This is a genomic window from Streptomyces nymphaeiformis, from assembly GCF_014203895.1.
GTDB classification, from domain to species: domain Bacteria; phylum Actinomycetota; class Actinomycetes; order Streptomycetales; family Streptomycetaceae; genus Streptomyces; species Streptomyces nymphaeiformis.
The window spans coordinates 622,718-637,848 of the sequence record NZ_JACHJY010000003.1; the positions used below are offsets into that span (position 1 = coordinate 622,718).

Here is a 15,131-nt window from a genome sequence, read left to right on the forward strand (position 1 = left end):
CAGGATCTGCTGTCTGAATGGGCTTTCGGTTCTCGGTGACGATCTCCTCGTATCGCACCCACGGCTACGTCCGTGGTGGCGTCATCCCCCTGTTCGCCGCACTCGACACCGCCACCGGCGAGGTCATCGGCCAGATCCAGCGACGGCTGGCCGCACCCCGCATTTCCACGTGCGCTTCACGCCCACCGGTAGTTTCTTGGTTCAACCGGGTCGAGCGGCGGTTCGGGCTGTCGACGGACGAGCGGATGCAGTGAGCCTATTTCAACCTCAGGTTGAGGCGTGCTGAAGGACGACGACGGCCTTCACGATGTCGGTGATCCGGTTGGTGCTGCAGCGGAGCTTGCGTAGCAGCCGCCGGCCCTTGAGGGTGGCCATGGCCTGCTCGCCGAGGCAGCGGATCTTGGCGTGGCTGCTGTTGTGCAGGCGCATCCACCGCTTGAGTCGACGGCCCCGAAACGGCACGCGGACCGGTCGGCCGGCGCCCTGGTACGCCTTGTCCGCCCAGCACTTCACGCCTGCCTCGGCGAGCGCGTCGACGATGCCGTGAGTGCGTGCGGCGGTCAGGTCGTGGGTGGACCCGGGCAGCGCGGGCGAGGCCCACAGGAGCCGTCCGAATGGGTCGGTGAGGATCTGGACGTTCATGCCGTGGCGTTTGTGTTTCCCGGAGCAGTACGGGGTGTCGGCGGCGATCCGGTCGATCGGCAGCAGGGTGCCGTCCAGGATTGCGAATGCCTTCGTCCGTACGGTCTTCATCGCCTCGTCCAGGGTGGGGGCCAGAGCGGCCAGGACGTCGATGGCCTCGCGTATGGAGCGGTAGACGGTCGCGGTGCCGATGCGGAAGCCGGTGGCGAGCTGGGCGTAGGTATCGCCGCACCGCAGGTGGGCCAGGACCAGCAGGGCCTGATTCCCGACCGGCAGGCGTCGCCACCGCGTCCCGATCGCCCGCCGCCGAGCCCGGAGCCGCCCCGCCAGGTACTGAAGGGCGCGGGTGGACAGGCCGATCGAATGGGGTCTCCCCTGCTCGAGCGAAGCCGAGAGCTTGGGGAAGGGTAGACAAGCACACGAAGCTCCTGGCGGACATGGGTGATCTTGGTCGAGAACCCGTCCACCAGGAGCTTCGCCGTTGCGCAGGACCGTCCAACTCGTGGTCAGCGCCGCGAGGTCGGAAAGAGCTCACTGTGCCGGCAGATCCTCGCGGCCAGATCGTTCGTCAATTGGCCGATCTCACCGCCGTCGGCAGATCTCGGGGAGCTGAGATGACCCCCGCTCTTCAGCGCGACTTGGGCTGCGGGAGCGGACGCCCGAATGGCCTCCGCGCGCACTCGCCGTGCGCAGAATCAGGGGTTGAGCAACACCTTGATCGCGGTGATCATCGACTGTCCGGTACCGCGCGCCACAGGTCGGAGCCACAGACGCACAAGGCAACGACCTCAAGTCAAGCCGACACCGGCGCGGGCTGGACCCGCTTCGCGTCCCAGGCCAGCCACACGCAGGCGGCCGCGAGCAGTACGCCGTGCGCGATCCGCAGCGCGGGCGTACCGAAGAACTGCGGCAGGAACAGCCCGAACCCGACCGCGAACAGGATCGCCGGCGCCGTGCGCATCCGGGCGGCGACGAGGATCGCGCCCGCCGCCATGGTCAGCAACCCGAGCCCGAACATCGTCATCGCGAACGGGTTGTAACGCACGTCCTCGGCCAGGTCGAGGACGTTCGGCTGGTTGGCCATCGCATGCAGGCCGAAGACCTCGGCGCCGTAGTACGGCAGCGTCAGGCCGGCGCCGATCCAGAACACGATCGCCGCCACGCGGTTGATCGACAGCAGTGCAATCGCAACCAGGATGAACCCGATCATCGCGCACAGGTGCGCGACGATCCACGCGGTGGAGCCCATCGCGGCGGCGGCACCCGAGGTGGTGGACTCGTCCTCCCACGGGCGGAGGGCGGGGTAGAGCAAGAACAGTACGCCTGCGACGGACAGCGGGATCCTCATGATTCGCTCCTCAGGGTGGCGAGATACATCTGGATGAGCTGGTCGTAGGTGTCGTCGAGGTCTTCCGGCAGGCCGAAGCCGCCCTCGGATTCGATGGACGCGAAACCGTGCACGAGCACCCGCAGGCGCCGGGTCGCGTGCACGGCCGCCGAGCCCTCGAGCCCGTAGCCGCGCAGCGTGGCATACATGACGCCGACGAGCTTCGCGCCGGCCGCCTCCTGGATCGGGTCGTGCAGCGGGTCCATCGGCAGCGCGGCGTACCGCTTCGGGTGCGTGGCGCCGTACGCACGGTAGGCGCGCATCAACCCAGTGACCGCCTCGTCGCCGCTGGTACCCAGGACGGTCGTCGCGATCCGGTCGGTCATGTCCTCCAGCACCCGCGCTCCGACAAGCGTCTTCAGTTCGCCGAGGCTCGCCACGTGCTTGTAGAGCGACGGCGTGGCGACCCCGCAGGCGTGCGCCACGGCGGCGAGCGTGAGGCCGTCCGGCCCGTGCTCGTCCACGATGCCGAGCGCCACGTCGACCACGGCGGCCGGCGTCAGCGACCTCTTAACAACCATAGCCCAGAGGCTAATGTCATTAGCCAAGGGCGTCAATCGGCACCGGAGCCGGCGAGTGGATGATTCAGACCGTGGCATAGCGGCCTCGACGGTGGACCCTGTACGACCAGGCTGCCCACCCTCCCGAACGGAAGCCTGAGCCCGGCACCAAGTAGCCCGAAAGGATGAACGCACCGACCTGCCCGTGACCGGCCCTTACTCCGACGAGCCCCGCCTCGCTCTGCTCACCACCCCCGAGGTCCGCGAGACGATCGCGCACCTCCAGCTCCTGGAGCAGCTCGACCCTGGCGGGAGCGGCCCAGCGGCCGGGCAGCTTGCCGCCGCTCTCGCCCGCCGCCTGCCCGCCCCGTAACAGTTCCGGTAGAGCGTGGGCCGGGGCGTCGGCGGTTCAGCTGGGCTTGAGGGCGAGACCCTTCGCGGAAGAGGACGTTCTCGCCGGCGGCCCCGCCGGAGACGGCGGCGGTCAGGTGACGACGCTGCACGGACTGCTGCACGTACGCCTCGGGATCGCCCTCGCCGTCCAGAAGTTGGGCGTACCCCGGAGACGGCGGCGAAAGGGGGCCGGTGTGCAGGTCGTGCCCCTTGAGATCCGCGATCGCGCTGCCGGTCGACCGGCTCAGGAGGACACACCACTTGGCCACCTGCAACGCCGCCTCCGACACCTGTGGCGTGGCGTCCAGCTGTAGGAGGACCCTCTGGGGGCTCTGCACACGAGAAGAGGAGGCACCCCAAGAGCGTGACGGATTCGAACTGGTCCGGTGGTGGCTGCCCGGGTTACAGGCCGAAGGCGCCGCCCTCGATGAGGATGAGCAGACCGATGGTGATCAGGACCAGGGGCAGCAGGATGTGGCCCCAGCGGGCGAGGGCCTTGGCGATGACAGGCCGGGTCGCGAAGAACTTGCCTGCGAAGCACCACACGGCCACGAGCACGAGGAACACTGCGGCGTACACGGTCATCCCGCCGGCGCCAGCGGTGGCGAAGACGGGCACGTAGACGCCGATGTTGTCGCCGCCGTTGGCGAAGGTGACGGCCGCGACCTCCAGCGGGCCCGGCCCGCCCTGCTTGGTCTGTTCTTCCTCCTCGTCCTCGCTTCCGTACCGGTGGTCCTTCCAGGCCTGCCAGGCGGCCTTGAGGCCCAAGGCCAGCGGCAGCAGACCGAGGTAGGGAATGACGGACTCGGGCAGGAAAGTGGCGCCGAACGCGGCGGCCACCGCCACGACGAGGATCGCGGCGAAGCCCAGGTACTGGCCCAGCACGATTCGGCGGGTGGAACCGGGGTGCCCGGCGCCCTGGGCGAAGAACAGCGCCAGGATCAGGATGTCGTCGATGTTGGTGACGGCGAACAAGCCGGCCGCCTGCCCGATGATGCCCAGTTCCACGTGGAGCCGTTCTCCTTCGATTCAGGTGTCCCGGTGACGGTACCGGGGCCCGAACCGCCGCGACCAAGGGGGCAGAGGCCGGTGCTGTCCGTTCTCGGCTTCTGGCTCACTTTCCGTGGACGTCCGTCGGCCGCGTTCGCGTCAGCCCGATGCCAAGCCGTCGACCTGCCGGTTCCCTGCATCCGCTGGCTGCTCGCACGGCGAATCAGCCCGGCTTCACGGAAAGTGGGCCAGAACCCGTTTTCGTGAACAAAGCCACACCCCGCCGCACGTGAAGGGGAACAACGTGACGGTCGTACTCGGTGCTCTTCTGCAGCGCGGGAGGGGGATGATGGGGAGGGAATGACGGAACGCGAGGTCAGGAGCTTCCATGGCGAAGCGGGTTCACCAACCGCGTGAGGACGCGGAGTTCGATTTCATCCTCGGGATGAGCAGAGTCCCGGCCCTCGCGTACTTCATCGGGACATGGCCCAAGGCGATCGAGCCCTGCCGGGCGATGGACCTTGTCGTGGGTGGCATCGCCGACGAGTACACGGGCCGCCTGACGGTCGTCCGCACCGACATCACGCGCTGTCCGGTCGCCACCGAGCGATACGGAGTCACCGGAGCCCCGTCCTACGTACTACTGAAGGCGGGAGCGGCGGTGGCGCACGGCACGGGGCTCATGACCATCGCCGAGGTACGGGAGTTCCTGGACGGCCACCTCTGAGCTGCTGCGGCCGCGAGGCCCGTCACGCAACCCGTGGGCGTGCTGTCTCGGATCCCACACAGCCAGCGCCGTTCCGCCCGGCGGCACGCTCGGCTCGGGCCCGGCGGATCGCAGCCGCGCGCACGGCTTCGGCGGCCTGGCGATTGTGGGCGCGGACGTCCTCCAACGACATCGGCGCATCGTCCTCCTGGCCGTGCTCGACGTCGGGGAAGACCTGCTCGGCGAGCTCGCGACGGGCCTGTTCCTACCGTGCGACGGCGGCTACTGGGAGCGGTGAATGAGATCAGGTGCCGTCGTGGCTTCGACCGCAGACCACCGGGCAAATACCGCGTGCGCAAGATCCTCCGCGAGGCGGCCCGGCAACATCGCCGCTCCCTCTGGCCACTGAGCGTTTTCCAACCTCACGTTGAGGTGTGATGAAGGACGTCAGCGGCATTCACGAGGTCGGGGATCCGGTTGGTGATGCAGCGGAGCTTTCGCAGCAGGCGCCAGCCCTTCGGGGCGGCCATGGCCTGCTCGCCGGCGCACCGGATCTTGGCAGGACCGCTGTTGCGCCGTCGCTTCCGTCGCTTGAGCCAGCGGCGGTCAGATCGTGGGTGACTCCGGGAAGGGCAGAGGGATGCCCACAGCAAGCAACCGAACGGATCGGTGAGGACTTGGTCGTTCATGCCGTGCCGCTTGTGCCTGCCGGAGCAGTACGGGGTGTCGGCGGCAATCCGGTCGATCGGCAGCAGCGTGCCGTCCAGGATCATGAACGCCTTCGTCGATGCCGTCGTCATCACCTCGGCCAGGGCCGGTGCCAGGGCGGCCAGTACCCCGATCGCTTCGCGTATATAGGGGTAGACGGTCGCGATGCCGATGCTGAACCCGGCGGTGAGCTGGGCGTAAGTGCCACCGCACCGCAGATGGGCCAGAGCGAGCACCTCCGGTACGTTCAGGCGGTCTCCGTCGTAGCCCTTCACCTTGCCGAAGCGGTCGCCCGCCATGCAGTCCTCGCGGGCCTGGCGGATCTCCTCGCCTGTGCGGCCCACGAAGTTCCAACACATGGTGATCAACTCACATCACCGCAGGTCGGCGGCTTGCGAGCCTCGGAGGTCAGCAAAAGCCAGCATCTGGCACGATGTCGCTGTTCCTCTCCCGCCCCCGCACACTCAGCAGGCGACATCGCAGCCGCAGTCTCTGGGGAGAAGCGAGGAGCGTGATCTCCTCACCCTCCGTCCAGATGGGCTCTGGCCTGGCCTTCAGGGTTCGGTGAACGCTTATGACGCGGTTGGGCCTGCCGAGGCTGGGGCGATTGATTCGGGTCTTCCTGGCTGCCTTTCGGGGCCGTCCCGTCTGCGACCAGTGCGAGCCAGAGCGTGACCCAGTCGGAGATGGTGTCGAGTCGGCGGCCGGTCAGGGTTTCGATGAGTTTCAGGCGGTGCCGGAGGGTGTTGCGGTGGACGAAGAGGCGTGCTGCCGTGCGGCTCACGGAGCCCCGCTCCTCCAGGTAGGTGGCCAGGGTGTGGACGAGGTCGGCGCCGGAGGCTGCTTCGTTCTTCTTGAGCGGGGTGAGGGTCTCGGCTGCGAGTCGCCGTACCGCGTCGTTCTGGCTCTGCAGGACGAGAGCGGCCAGGCTGACCACCGCGACCTCGTGCACACCGGGCCCGCGGCTCGAGGCCTCAAGCGCCTCGTGCCATGACATTCTCAGACCGGACGCCCCCTGGTGCGCCGCGCCCAGTCCCACCTGCACCGTGCTGCCGAAGCCCAGCAGTTCCTCGTGCAGCGCATGAGCCTCGGCGAGGGCATCGCGGTCGCCGGGCACGAGCATGACGACCAGTTCGTCGAGGATCCCCGTCGGAATCGTGGGGCGCGCACCCACCAGTTCGGCCAGCTGCCAGGGGACCGACCTGAGTCGTCCGGTGACGTTCGCCGGCAGGCGGGCCAGCACCACACGGTGCGCGGCTCGGCCGTCGATCCCGAGTGCGTCCAGGCGATCCTGTGCGTGCGCGTCGTCGGACCGGTATCCCGCCACCTCCTCCATCAGTGAGCCCAGTGCGTCGGATTCCGCGCTGCGGTAGGCGTGCAGGCGTCCGAGTTCCAGGGCGATCACGGTGGCCGCGCATTCGGCCGCCTCCGCGTCGGCGGCCTCCAGGCCGATGAATCGGACCCGGCCGACATCGGCGCCGTGGACGCGGAGGCGGCGGCTCGACTCGATCGCTCCGATTTCGCAGTCTGGCCCGTCTTCGATCGTCGGCCACGGGAGGGGTGAGCTCGCGATTGTCCGGCCGCGCAGGTCCTCTACCGCCGTGGGAGCGCCGATGTACCCGTGCAGTTGCTCGACGAGCGCCTGGACGCCACGGCCTTGGGTCAGGCTCTGCGTCAGGGCGCCGTAGGTCATGGCGAGCCGGTTCGCACGGTCCAGGTCGGATGCGAAGACCAGGCCGGCGAGCGCCTGCGTCACCTCGTCGAAGGTCGTCTCCGGCGGGATCCGGACCACCGGCACGTCCCAAGCGAGTGCGGCACGGACCAGTTCGCCGGGCACCACGTCCTCGTCCGGTGTCACGCCGATGGCGAGAGCGGCCGCGCCCGCCGCGACCAGGTGCTCCACGGTGCGGGGCCAGTCGACCGCCGGGCCACCCACGCGGGGCCTGCCGAGCAGCACCCGGTACCCGTCCAGGCGCTGCTCGGGTTCCTCCGGTTCCGGGCCGGCCGGCCGGTGCTCCCCGAACCACCGGATCGCGACCGTGTCGGGATCGGGCCCGGGGGTGGCGAGGCTCAGCGTGAGCCTCGCCATTCTGATCAGCTCGGTCAACATCACAGGAGCAGGCACGGTGTCATCGTGCACTGTCGATCTCCAGATGACTGTGCCAAGTGGACATGCACAGCCCCTGTGGGCGGGCATACGTTGGGCCTCACTTCGCCGACGGCGTTTTCCAGCCAGATCCGGCGCCCCCGCACTCCGGCGATGAGGAGAGACCGTGCATTCCTCCGAACACAGCGGCCACCCCATGAGTAGACGCGGCGTGCTGAAAGCAGCCGCCGGCACCAGCGCGCTCGCCACCACGTTCACCTACACGCTCCGGTCGGACGCCCGGTTCAGCGACGGGACCCCCGCAGCCGCGTCCGGGGCGAGCGCCGCCAGGCCCTCGTCCAGACGATCGACCTCGGTCCCACGCTCCTGGAGTACTTCGGCGTCGACCGCACGCCCGACATGCAAGGCCGGCCCCTGCGCCGGACCGTGGCCGACGACACCCCGGTCCGCGAGGCCGCGCTCTTTGGCGGCTTCGGCGGCCACGTCAGCGTCACCGACGGCCGCTACGTGTACATGCGGGCGTGCGCGAACCCGTACAACCAGCCGCTGCACGAGCACACCCTCATGCCCACCCACATGCGCGGCCGCTTCACCCCCGCCGAACTCAAGGGCGCGGAACTCGTCCCGCCCTTCCCCTTCACCAAGGACGTCCCCCTGCTCAAGGTCCCGGGCCACGCCCTGTCCAACCCCTACTCCTTCGGCACCCTCCTCTTCGACCTGCACACCGACCCCGGCCAGGAACACCCCCTCCTGGACGACGCCCTCGAACTGCGCATGGCCACCCTCCTCACCCGACAACTCCGCACCGCCGACGCGCCCCTGGAGCAGTACGAGCGCCTCGGCCTGCCGCCCACGGGGCCGGTCACGTCCGCACACCTCCTGGCCCGCGCCCAGAAACCGCAAGCCGACGCCGCACTCCAGCCGGCACCGCGCCCCGAGGACTTCCCGACCGGCCCCCTCAGCGTGCACGTGCCGCTGCGCGACCTCCTCGCCCACCCAGAAGCCGCAGCCGTCCTGCGCGACCACTTCGCCGCCCTCCTCGACGGCCCCCTCGCCCAGCGCGCCCTCGACCTCACCCTCCTCCAGATAGCCGCCCTCGCCATCGGCCTCCTCCCCACCGACCGACTCCACGCGATCGCCACCCGCCTCGCCTCGATCAACACTGTTTGCCGATGACGAGTGCGCTGGTCGTCATCGGGAACAGGTGGATGGCCGTCATCCACCTGTGTTGAAGGCTGGACCGAACGGCCTCGTCAGCCGAGGGCGGGGATGATCTCGGTGCCGTAGGCGTCGATGGTGCCCTCGCGGTCGTCGTGCATGTCGTAGACGGCGAACTGGTCGACGCCGAAGTCCTTGAGGCGGCGGAGCTTCGCGATGTGGGCCTCGGCGGGGCCCAGGAGGCAGAAGCGGTCGACGATCTCGTCGGGGACGAAGGCGGTGTCGGGGTTGTCGGCGCGGCCGTGGTGGCACTGGTCCCGGGCGTGCGCCAGGGCCGCCGGGGAGTCGCCCGCCGTCACGTACGCGGGGGCGGCGACGCAGATCGTGAGGGCGTCGGGGTCGCGGCCGGCGTCGGTGGCGGCCTGGCGGACCGCCTTGACCATCCATTCGGTGAGGAAGGGGTCGGCGAGCTGGAGGATGAAGCCGTCCGCCTTCTCGCCGGCGAGGGCAAGGGCCCTGGGGCCGTACGCGGCCATCCAGACGGGGAGTTTTCCGTCCTTGATCCAGGGAATGCGGATCGGGTTGCCGTCGACCGTCGCCTCGCGGCCCTCCACCAGGTCGCGGATGACCTCGATGGCCTCACCGAGACGGGCCAGGGTGTTCGGCTTGCGGCCGGCGACGCGCATCGCGGAGTCGCCGCGGCCGATGCCGCACACAGTGCGGGTCGTAGATGACGACGTCGGCGTCCGCGCCGGGGGCGATGGTGCCCTTCTGCGGGTAGAGGCCGAACATGCGGGCCGGGGTCGCGCACGCGATCTCGATCCAGCGGCGCCGGGAGATGTGCCCGTCGACGACGGCCTGGTGGAGCAGGTCCATGTGGTTCTCCACCCCGGGAAGGCCGTTGGGGATCTTCGAGAAGCCGCCCCGGCCCAGCTCCTTCTGGCCCACGAAGCAGAACGGGCAGTGGTCGGTGGAGACCACCTGGAGGTCGTTCGTCCGCAGCCCGCGCAGAGCGCCGCCTGGTGCTCCTTCGGCCTCAGGGGCGTGCTGCACACGTACTTGGCGCCCTCGAAGTCCGGCTCCGCCAAGTTGTCCGTCGACAGGAACAGGTACTGCGGGCACGTTTCACCGAAGACCGGCAGACCCAGGTCCCGGGCCGCCGCCGGCTCCGCCACCGCCTCCTCCACCGATACGTGCACCACGTACAGCGGCGAGCCCGCCACCCGGGCCAGCTGAATGGCGCGGTGGGTCGCCTCCGCCTCCCACAACGCCTTGCGGACCTCCCCGTGGTAGCGGGGGTCGGTCTCGCCCCGGGCGAGCGCCTGCTCCACCAGGACGTCGATGGCGATGCCGTTCTCCGCGTGCATCATGATCAGCCCACGGGTATCGTCGGCCACCTGCATCGCCCGCAGAATCTGGCCGTCATCCGAATAGAAGACACCCGGATACGCCATAAACAATTTGAACGAGGCCACGCCGTGTTGGACGAGTTTCGGCATCTCCTTCAGCGTCGACTCCTTCATGTCCGACATGATCATGTGGAACGCGTAGTCGATCGCGCAGTTCCCGTCCGCCTTCACATGCCAGGCGTCCAGGCCGGCCTGCAGCGACTCGCCCCTCGACTGCACCGCGAAATCGACGATCGTCGTCGTCCCGCCCCATGCCGCGGCACGCATCCCCGTCTCGAGCGTGTCCGACGCGAAAGACACACCCGCCGCCTGCGCGACTGGGCAGCCGCACATCCAGCCCTCCCGCACCACGCGGATATCTGCCCCATCGACTCACGCGGGTCACCATGTTCCGAGTGAGCCGCCCCCAACTTCTCCCGCGGACCATGACCCGACACCCCCGGGCGGCACCCGCATGAACCTGCCACACACACCTCCGCGGACAGGAAAAGACCCGTCCAGGCCCGAAGCGGAATGACGACGACAGCTGCTGCGACAACCGCGCCCGCTCTGCCCCATGTGCGCAGGTTCCGCTCTCCGTAGTCAGCACCAAGTCAGCACGGGAGAGGCGAACACAGGTGCTGACATGGGGTTTCAGTCAGCACGAAACCAGCACGGGAGTCAGCACGGCAGCGTCAGAACACCCCGATCGGTGCAACACGGACAGGCGCTCATCCGGCCGCTCCGCCGGGATCCGCGAGGCCACGGCGCAGGGCCATGGCGGCCGGGCGCATGCGGGAGCGTCGAACTATGGTGTCCCACCACATACGCCCCTGACCTGCCGCTTCCTACGGTGTGGCGACACCGAAACGTCCCCGCACATGCCTGGAAGTGGTGCACATGGCCGCCGCAACTCCCTCCCCGACGCCACCCGGTTCCCTCAAGCGCATCGTCGCCGCCAGCCTCATCGGCACGACCATCGAGTGGTACGACTTCTTCCTGTACGGGTCGGCCGCCGCGCTCGTGTTCAACAAGCTGTTCTTCCCCGAGTCCGATCCGCTGGTCGGGACGCTGCTCTCGTTCCTGACGTACGCGGTCGGATTCGCGGCGCGGCCGCTCGGCGCGCTCGTCTTCGGGCACTACGGGGATCGGCTCGGGCGGAAGAAGCTGCTGGTCCTGAGCCTGCTGATGATGGGTGGGGCGACCTTCGCCATCGGGCTGCTCCCGACGCACGCGACCGTGGGCTCCGCCGCCCCGGTGCTGCTGACGACGCTTCGGCTCGTGCAGGGCTTCGCGCTCGGCGGCGAGTGGGGCGGCGCCGTCCTGCTCGTCTCCGAGCACGGCGACGCGAAGCGGCGCGGCTTCTGGGCCTCCTGGCCGCAGACCGGGGCGCCGGCCGGGCAACTCCTCGCGACCGGTGTGCTGTCCGCGCTGACCGCGCTGCTCTCCGACGCGGCCTTCGCCTCCTGGGGCTGGCGCGTGCCCTTCCTGCTCTCCGGCGTCCTGGTGGCCGTCGGCCTGTGGATCCGGCTCTCGGTCGACGAGTCGCCCGTCTTCAAGGCGGCGCTCGCCGCCGCCGAGGAGCGCAAGGCGGCCGCCGGGCAGGTCGAGAAGATGCCACTGGTCGCGGTGCTCCGGCACCACTGGCGGGACGTGCTGATCGCGATGGGCGCCCGCATGGCGGAGAACATCTCGTACTACGTCATCACCGCGTTCATCCTGGTGTACGCGACCACCCAGGTCGGGCTGAGCAAGCAGACCGCCCTGAACGCCGTCCTCATCGCCTCCGCCGTCCACTTCGCCGTCATCCCCGCCTGGGGCGCGCTCTCCGACCGGATCGGCCGCCGCCCGGTCTACCTGATCGGCGCGGTCGGCGTCGGCGCCTGGATGTTCCCGTTCTTCCTGCTCATCGACCACGGCAACTTCGGCTCGCTGCTGCTCGCCGTGACGGTCGGTCTCGTCCTGCACGGGGCGATGTACGCGCCGCAGGCGGCCTTCTTCTCCGAGATGTTCGCGACCCGGATGCGCTACTCGGGCGCCTCCATCGGCGCCCAGTTCTCCTCCGTCGCCGCCGGGGCCCCCGCGCCGCTGATCGCGGTCGCGCTCCTCGACGACTACGACAGCTCGACGCCGATCGCCCTGTACGTGATCGCCGCCGCGCTGCTCACGGTCGTCGCGATCGCCTGCGCCCGCGAGACCCGCGACCGCGACCTCGGCGAGATCCGGGAGCGGAGCTCCGAGGACGCCCGGGTCGGCGCCGACGCCTGATCCACGAGACGAGCCGGGCCCCGCACAGGTGCGGGGCCCGGCTCGTCATGTCCCCGTGACCGCGTCCGACAGGGCGTGCAGGCGCAGGGCCAGCTGGATCTCCAGGGCGCGGGCCGGGGACTGCCAGTCGGGGCCGAGGAGCCGGCCGACGCGCTCCAGGCGCTGGGCCACCGTGTTGACGTGGACGTGGAGTTCGTCCTTGGTACGGGCCGGGCTCATGCCGCTGGCGAAGTAGGCGTCCAGGGTGCGGACCAGCTCGGTCCCGCGCCGCCGGTCGTACGCGACGACCTGCCCGATCGTCCGGCCCACGAAGCCGTCGATGTCCCGGCCGTCGGCGAGGAGGAGGCCGAGGAAGCCGAGGTCCTCGGCGGCCGCGCCCTGGCCCGAGCGGCGCAGCAGGACGAGCGCGTCCAGGCAGCGGCGGGCCTCCTGGTACGCGACGGCCACCTGGTCCGGGCGGTCGAGGAGGGTCCGTACGGGCGCGGAGGCGCCGACGGTGACGGGCTCGCGCAGGGTGCCGCCGAGGCTCCGGGCGGTCTGGCGGGCGAGCTCGGCGGCGCCCTCCCCCGGGCCGAGCGGCAGCAGCAGGACCGTCCCGCCGTCGCGGGCCGAGGCGAGCCCGTGCCGGGTGGCGGCCAGGTGCGAGGCGGCCGACCACAGGCGCTGGCGGTCGGCGCTCTCGCGGCCTCCGGCGTCGGGGTCGGCGGCGCCGCCGGCGGCCCGGTCGATGCGGGCGGCGAGCACGACGTGCGGGGCCTCGCTGTCGGTACGGAGGCGGGCGGCGCGCTCGCGCAGCAGCCCGCGGTCCCGGTCGGGGGCGTCGAGGAGGTCGTCGAGGAGCTCGCCGCGCACCCGCTGCTCGGCCTCGCCTGCCGAGCGGCGGGCGAGGAGCAGCAGGGAGGTGACGAGGGCGGCGCGCTCCAGGGTGCGCTGGTCGACCGGGTCGAGCTCGGGCTGGCCGTGGAGGACGAGCGCGCCCAGGGTCTCGCCGCCGGCGGACACGGCGGCCACCCAGTCGTCGCCCTCGCGGACCGCGTGGCCCCCGGTGCGGCGGGCCGCGCCCGCGCCGGTCTCGGTGAACTCGACGGTGCCGCCGAGGACCTCGGAGACTGCGTCGGCGACGTCGTGGACGCCGCCGCCGTGCAGGACCAGTTCGGAGAGCCGGTCGTGGACCTCGGAGGCCCGCTCGATGACACCGCTGTGCTCGCGGATGATGTCGTTGGCCCGTTCCAGCTCGGCGAGGGCCGAGCGGGTCTCGGCGAGCAGGTTGGCGGTGTCGATGGCGACGGCGGCGTGCGCGGCGAAGGAGCCGAGCAGCGCGACCTGTTCGCGCTCGAAGACCCTGGCCCTGCGGTCGGCGGCGAACAGCACGCCGATGACCTGGCTGCCGAGGCTGAGCGGCACGCCGAGGATGGCGACGAGGCCCTCGTCGCGTACGGCCGTGTCGATGGTCCGGGTGTGCTGGAAGCGCGCGTCGTCGAAGTAGTCGTCGGTGACGTACGGGCGGGCGGTCTGGGCGACCAGACCGCCGAGCCCCTCCCCCATGCCCAGCCTCAACTGCTGGAAGCGGGCGGAGACCGAGCCCTCGGTGACCCGCATGTAGGTGTCGCCGGCGGTCGGGTCGTTGAGGCTGAGGTAGGCGACCTCGGTGCCGAGGAGCGAGCGGGCGCGCTGCACGATGGCGCGCAGCACCGCGTCGAGGTCGCGGAGTCCCGCGAGGTCGTGGGCGGTGGCGAAGAGGGCGGAGAGCTCCGCCTCGCGGCGCCGCCGCCCCTCCAGCTCGGCCCGGACCCGCAGCGCGAGCTGCTTGGCCTCTTCGAGCTCCGCCAGTGCCTCGGGGCCCGCGCCGCTCGCTCGGGCGAGCAGCACGGGCCGGTCGTAGGCCTCCGTCCCTGCTCCCCGGGCGAGGAGTTCCAGGTAGGAGACGTGTTCGTGGGACATGGACACAGGGATACCTGCCGGACGTGTGGTCGCACCACCCCTGTGGACGGGCTTCACAGGGGGTTTCCTCAGTGGGCGGTCCAGCCGCCGTCGAGGGTGAGGGAGGTGCCGGTGATGAACGAGGCCTGGGGGCTGCAGAGGTAGAGGACGGCCTCGGCGACCTCCTCCGGTTCGATGAGCCGCTTGAGCGCCGAGTCCTTGAGGAGGACCTCGGCGAGGACGCGTTCCTCGGGGATGCCGTGGGCGGCGGCCTGGTCGGCGATCTGCTTCTCGACGAGCGGGGTGCGGACGTAGCCGGGGTTGACGCAGTTGGAGGTGACGCCGTGCGGCGCGCCTTCGAGGGCGGCGGTCTTGGAGAGGCCCTCCAGGCCGTGTTTGGCGGCCACATAGGCGGACTTGAACGCGGAGGCGCGCAGCCCGTGGACGGAGGACAGGTTCACGATCCGCCCCCAGCCCTGGCCGTACATGTGGGGCAGGGCGCCGCGGATGAGCCGGAAGGGCGCCTCCAGCATCACGGTGAGGACGGTGTGGAAGACGTCCGGCGGGAACTCCTCGATGGGGCGGACGAGCTGGATCCCGGCGTTGTTGACGAGGATGTCGGTGCCGGCGGCGGCCGCCTCCGCGGCGTCCAGGTCGGTCAGGTCGAGGAGCCGGGCGTCGAGGCCGCCGGGGAGGCCGCGGGCCTCCTCCGCGAGGGTCTCCAGGCCCTCGGCGGCCCGGTCGACGGCTCTGACCCGGGCCCCGGCGGCGGCGAGCCGCAGCGCGCAGGCGCGCCCGATGCCGCCGGCCGCGCCGGTGACGAGCGCGGTGCGGCCGGTGAGGTCGAGGGCGAGGCCCGCGGCGCGGGGCAGGGGCGAGGCGGGATCGGCACCGGGCTCGGTGCCGGCCACGGTGCCGGGTTCGGTGATGGGGGCGCTCATGTTCCGCACCCTATGAACGGGCC

Annotated in this window: 13 protein-coding genes and 2 pseudogenes; 5 read left to right on the plus strand and 10 right to left on the minus strand. The window is 70.6% G+C overall.

All coding sequences use genetic code 11. The features are described from left to right. Positions 1-17 precede the first annotated feature (17 nt). Positions 18-254 carry a hypothetical protein gene (locus tag GGE06_RS12855; RefSeq protein WP_184930886.1) on the plus strand — a complete coding sequence of 79 codons (237 nt, stop codon included), beginning with the start codon at positions 18-20 and terminating at the stop codon, positions 252-254. A 13-nt stretch (positions 255-267) separates the two neighbouring features. Here GGE06_RS12855 and GGE06_RS12860 read toward each other — a convergent pair whose 3' ends face one another. The 3 genes from GGE06_RS12860 to GGE06_RS12870 all read right to left on the minus strand — a co-directional run bounded on the left by GGE06_RS12860 (position 268) and on the right by GGE06_RS12870 (position 2,550). Next, entirely contained in the window at positions 268-1,002 is a 735-nt protein-coding gene (locus GGE06_RS12860; protein ID WP_116162523.1) for a transposase family protein, read from the minus strand. 433 nt (positions 1,003-1,435) lie between these two features. Beyond that, the gene (locus GGE06_RS12865) at positions 1,436-1,990 is read right to left on the minus strand and encodes a hypothetical protein (protein ID WP_116162521.1); all 555 of its coding nucleotides are present in this window, start codon (positions 1,988-1,990) and stop codon (positions 1,436-1,438) included. Further along, positions 1,987-2,550 (minus strand): TetR/AcrR family transcriptional regulator, encoded by a 564-nt coding sequence (locus GGE06_RS12870; protein WP_181924711.1) that lies wholly within the window; start codon positions 2,548-2,550, stop codon positions 1,987-1,989. The genes GGE06_RS12865 and GGE06_RS12870 overlap by 4 nt, the downstream gene beginning before the upstream one ends. A gap of 184 nt (positions 2,551-2,734) precedes the next feature. On the opposite strand from GGE06_RS12870, the gene GGE06_RS12875 reads away from it, so the two are divergent. Beyond that, positions 2,735-2,902 carry a hypothetical protein gene (locus tag GGE06_RS12875; protein WP_184930887.1) on the plus strand — a complete coding sequence of 56 codons (168 nt, stop codon included), beginning with the start codon at positions 2,735-2,737 and terminating at the stop codon, positions 2,900-2,902. Positions 2,903-3,324: 422 nt separating this feature from the next. Here the strand turns inward: GGE06_RS12875 and GGE06_RS12880 are convergent, their stop codons facing one another. After that, positions 3,325-3,930: a cadmium resistance transporter gene (locus tag GGE06_RS12880; RefSeq protein WP_116162513.1), complete on the minus strand. Its 606-nt coding sequence runs from the start codon at positions 3,928-3,930 to the stop codon at positions 3,325-3,327. A gap of 370 nt (positions 3,931-4,300) precedes the next feature. On the opposite strand from GGE06_RS12880, the gene GGE06_RS12885 reads away from it, so the two are divergent. After that, positions 4,301-4,639: a thioredoxin family protein gene (locus GGE06_RS12885; RefSeq protein ID WP_116162511.1), complete on the plus strand. Its 339-nt coding sequence runs from the start codon at positions 4,301-4,303 to the stop codon at positions 4,637-4,639. Between the two features lie 401 nt (positions 4,640-5,040). On the opposite strand, the pseudogene GGE06_RS12890 reads toward GGE06_RS12885, so the two are convergent. Together GGE06_RS12890 and GGE06_RS43720 are read right to left on the minus strand one after the other, a co-directional pair. Further along, positions 5,041-5,562: pseudogene (locus tag GGE06_RS12890) on the minus strand (transposase); the annotation flags it as partial. A gap of 284 nt (positions 5,563-5,846) precedes the next feature. Next, a complete protein-coding gene (locus GGE06_RS43720; protein ID WP_221517999.1) occupies positions 5,847-7,466 on the minus strand; it encodes a PucR family transcriptional regulator in 1,620 nt (539 codons plus the stop codon). A 393-nt stretch (positions 7,467-7,859) separates the two neighbouring features. Here GGE06_RS43720 and GGE06_RS12900 point away from each other — a divergent pair, with 393 nt between their 5' ends. After that, a complete protein-coding gene (locus GGE06_RS12900; RefSeq protein WP_147321116.1) occupies positions 7,860-8,609 on the plus strand; it encodes a hypothetical protein in 750 nt (249 codons plus the stop codon). 77 nt (positions 8,610-8,686) lie between these two features. Here GGE06_RS12900 and GGE06_RS12905 read toward each other — a convergent pair whose 3' ends face one another. Both GGE06_RS12905 and hydA read right to left on the minus strand, forming a co-directional pair. Next, positions 8,687-9,307 (minus strand): LLM class flavin-dependent oxidoreductase, encoded by a 621-nt coding sequence (locus GGE06_RS12905; protein WP_312883125.1) that lies wholly within the window; start codon positions 9,305-9,307, stop codon positions 8,687-8,689. 1 nt (position 9,308) lies between these two features. Then, positions 9,309-10,303: pseudogene (gene hydA / locus GGE06_RS12910) on the minus strand (dihydropyrimidinase); the annotation flags it as partial. A 576-nt stretch (positions 10,304-10,879) separates the two neighbouring features. Here hydA and GGE06_RS12915 point away from each other — a divergent pair. Continuing rightward, complete coding sequence (locus GGE06_RS12915) at positions 10,880-12,247, plus strand: MFS transporter (protein ID WP_116162506.1); 1,368 nt, start codon at positions 10,880-10,882, stop codon at positions 12,245-12,247. A 45-nt stretch (positions 12,248-12,292) separates the two neighbouring features. On the opposite strand, the gene GGE06_RS12920 is transcribed toward GGE06_RS12915, so the two are convergent. Next, positions 12,293-14,188, minus strand: a complete 1,896-nt coding sequence (locus GGE06_RS12920; RefSeq protein WP_116165675.1) for a helix-turn-helix domain-containing protein — start codon at positions 14,186-14,188, stop codon at positions 12,293-12,295. A 68-nt stretch (positions 14,189-14,256) separates the two neighbouring features. Then, positions 14,257-15,108, minus strand: coding sequence for a 3-hydroxybutyrate dehydrogenase (locus GGE06_RS12925; RefSeq protein ID WP_246532497.1), 852 nt, complete (start codon positions 15,106-15,108; stop codon positions 14,257-14,259). Positions 15,109-15,131 lie beyond the last annotated feature (23 nt).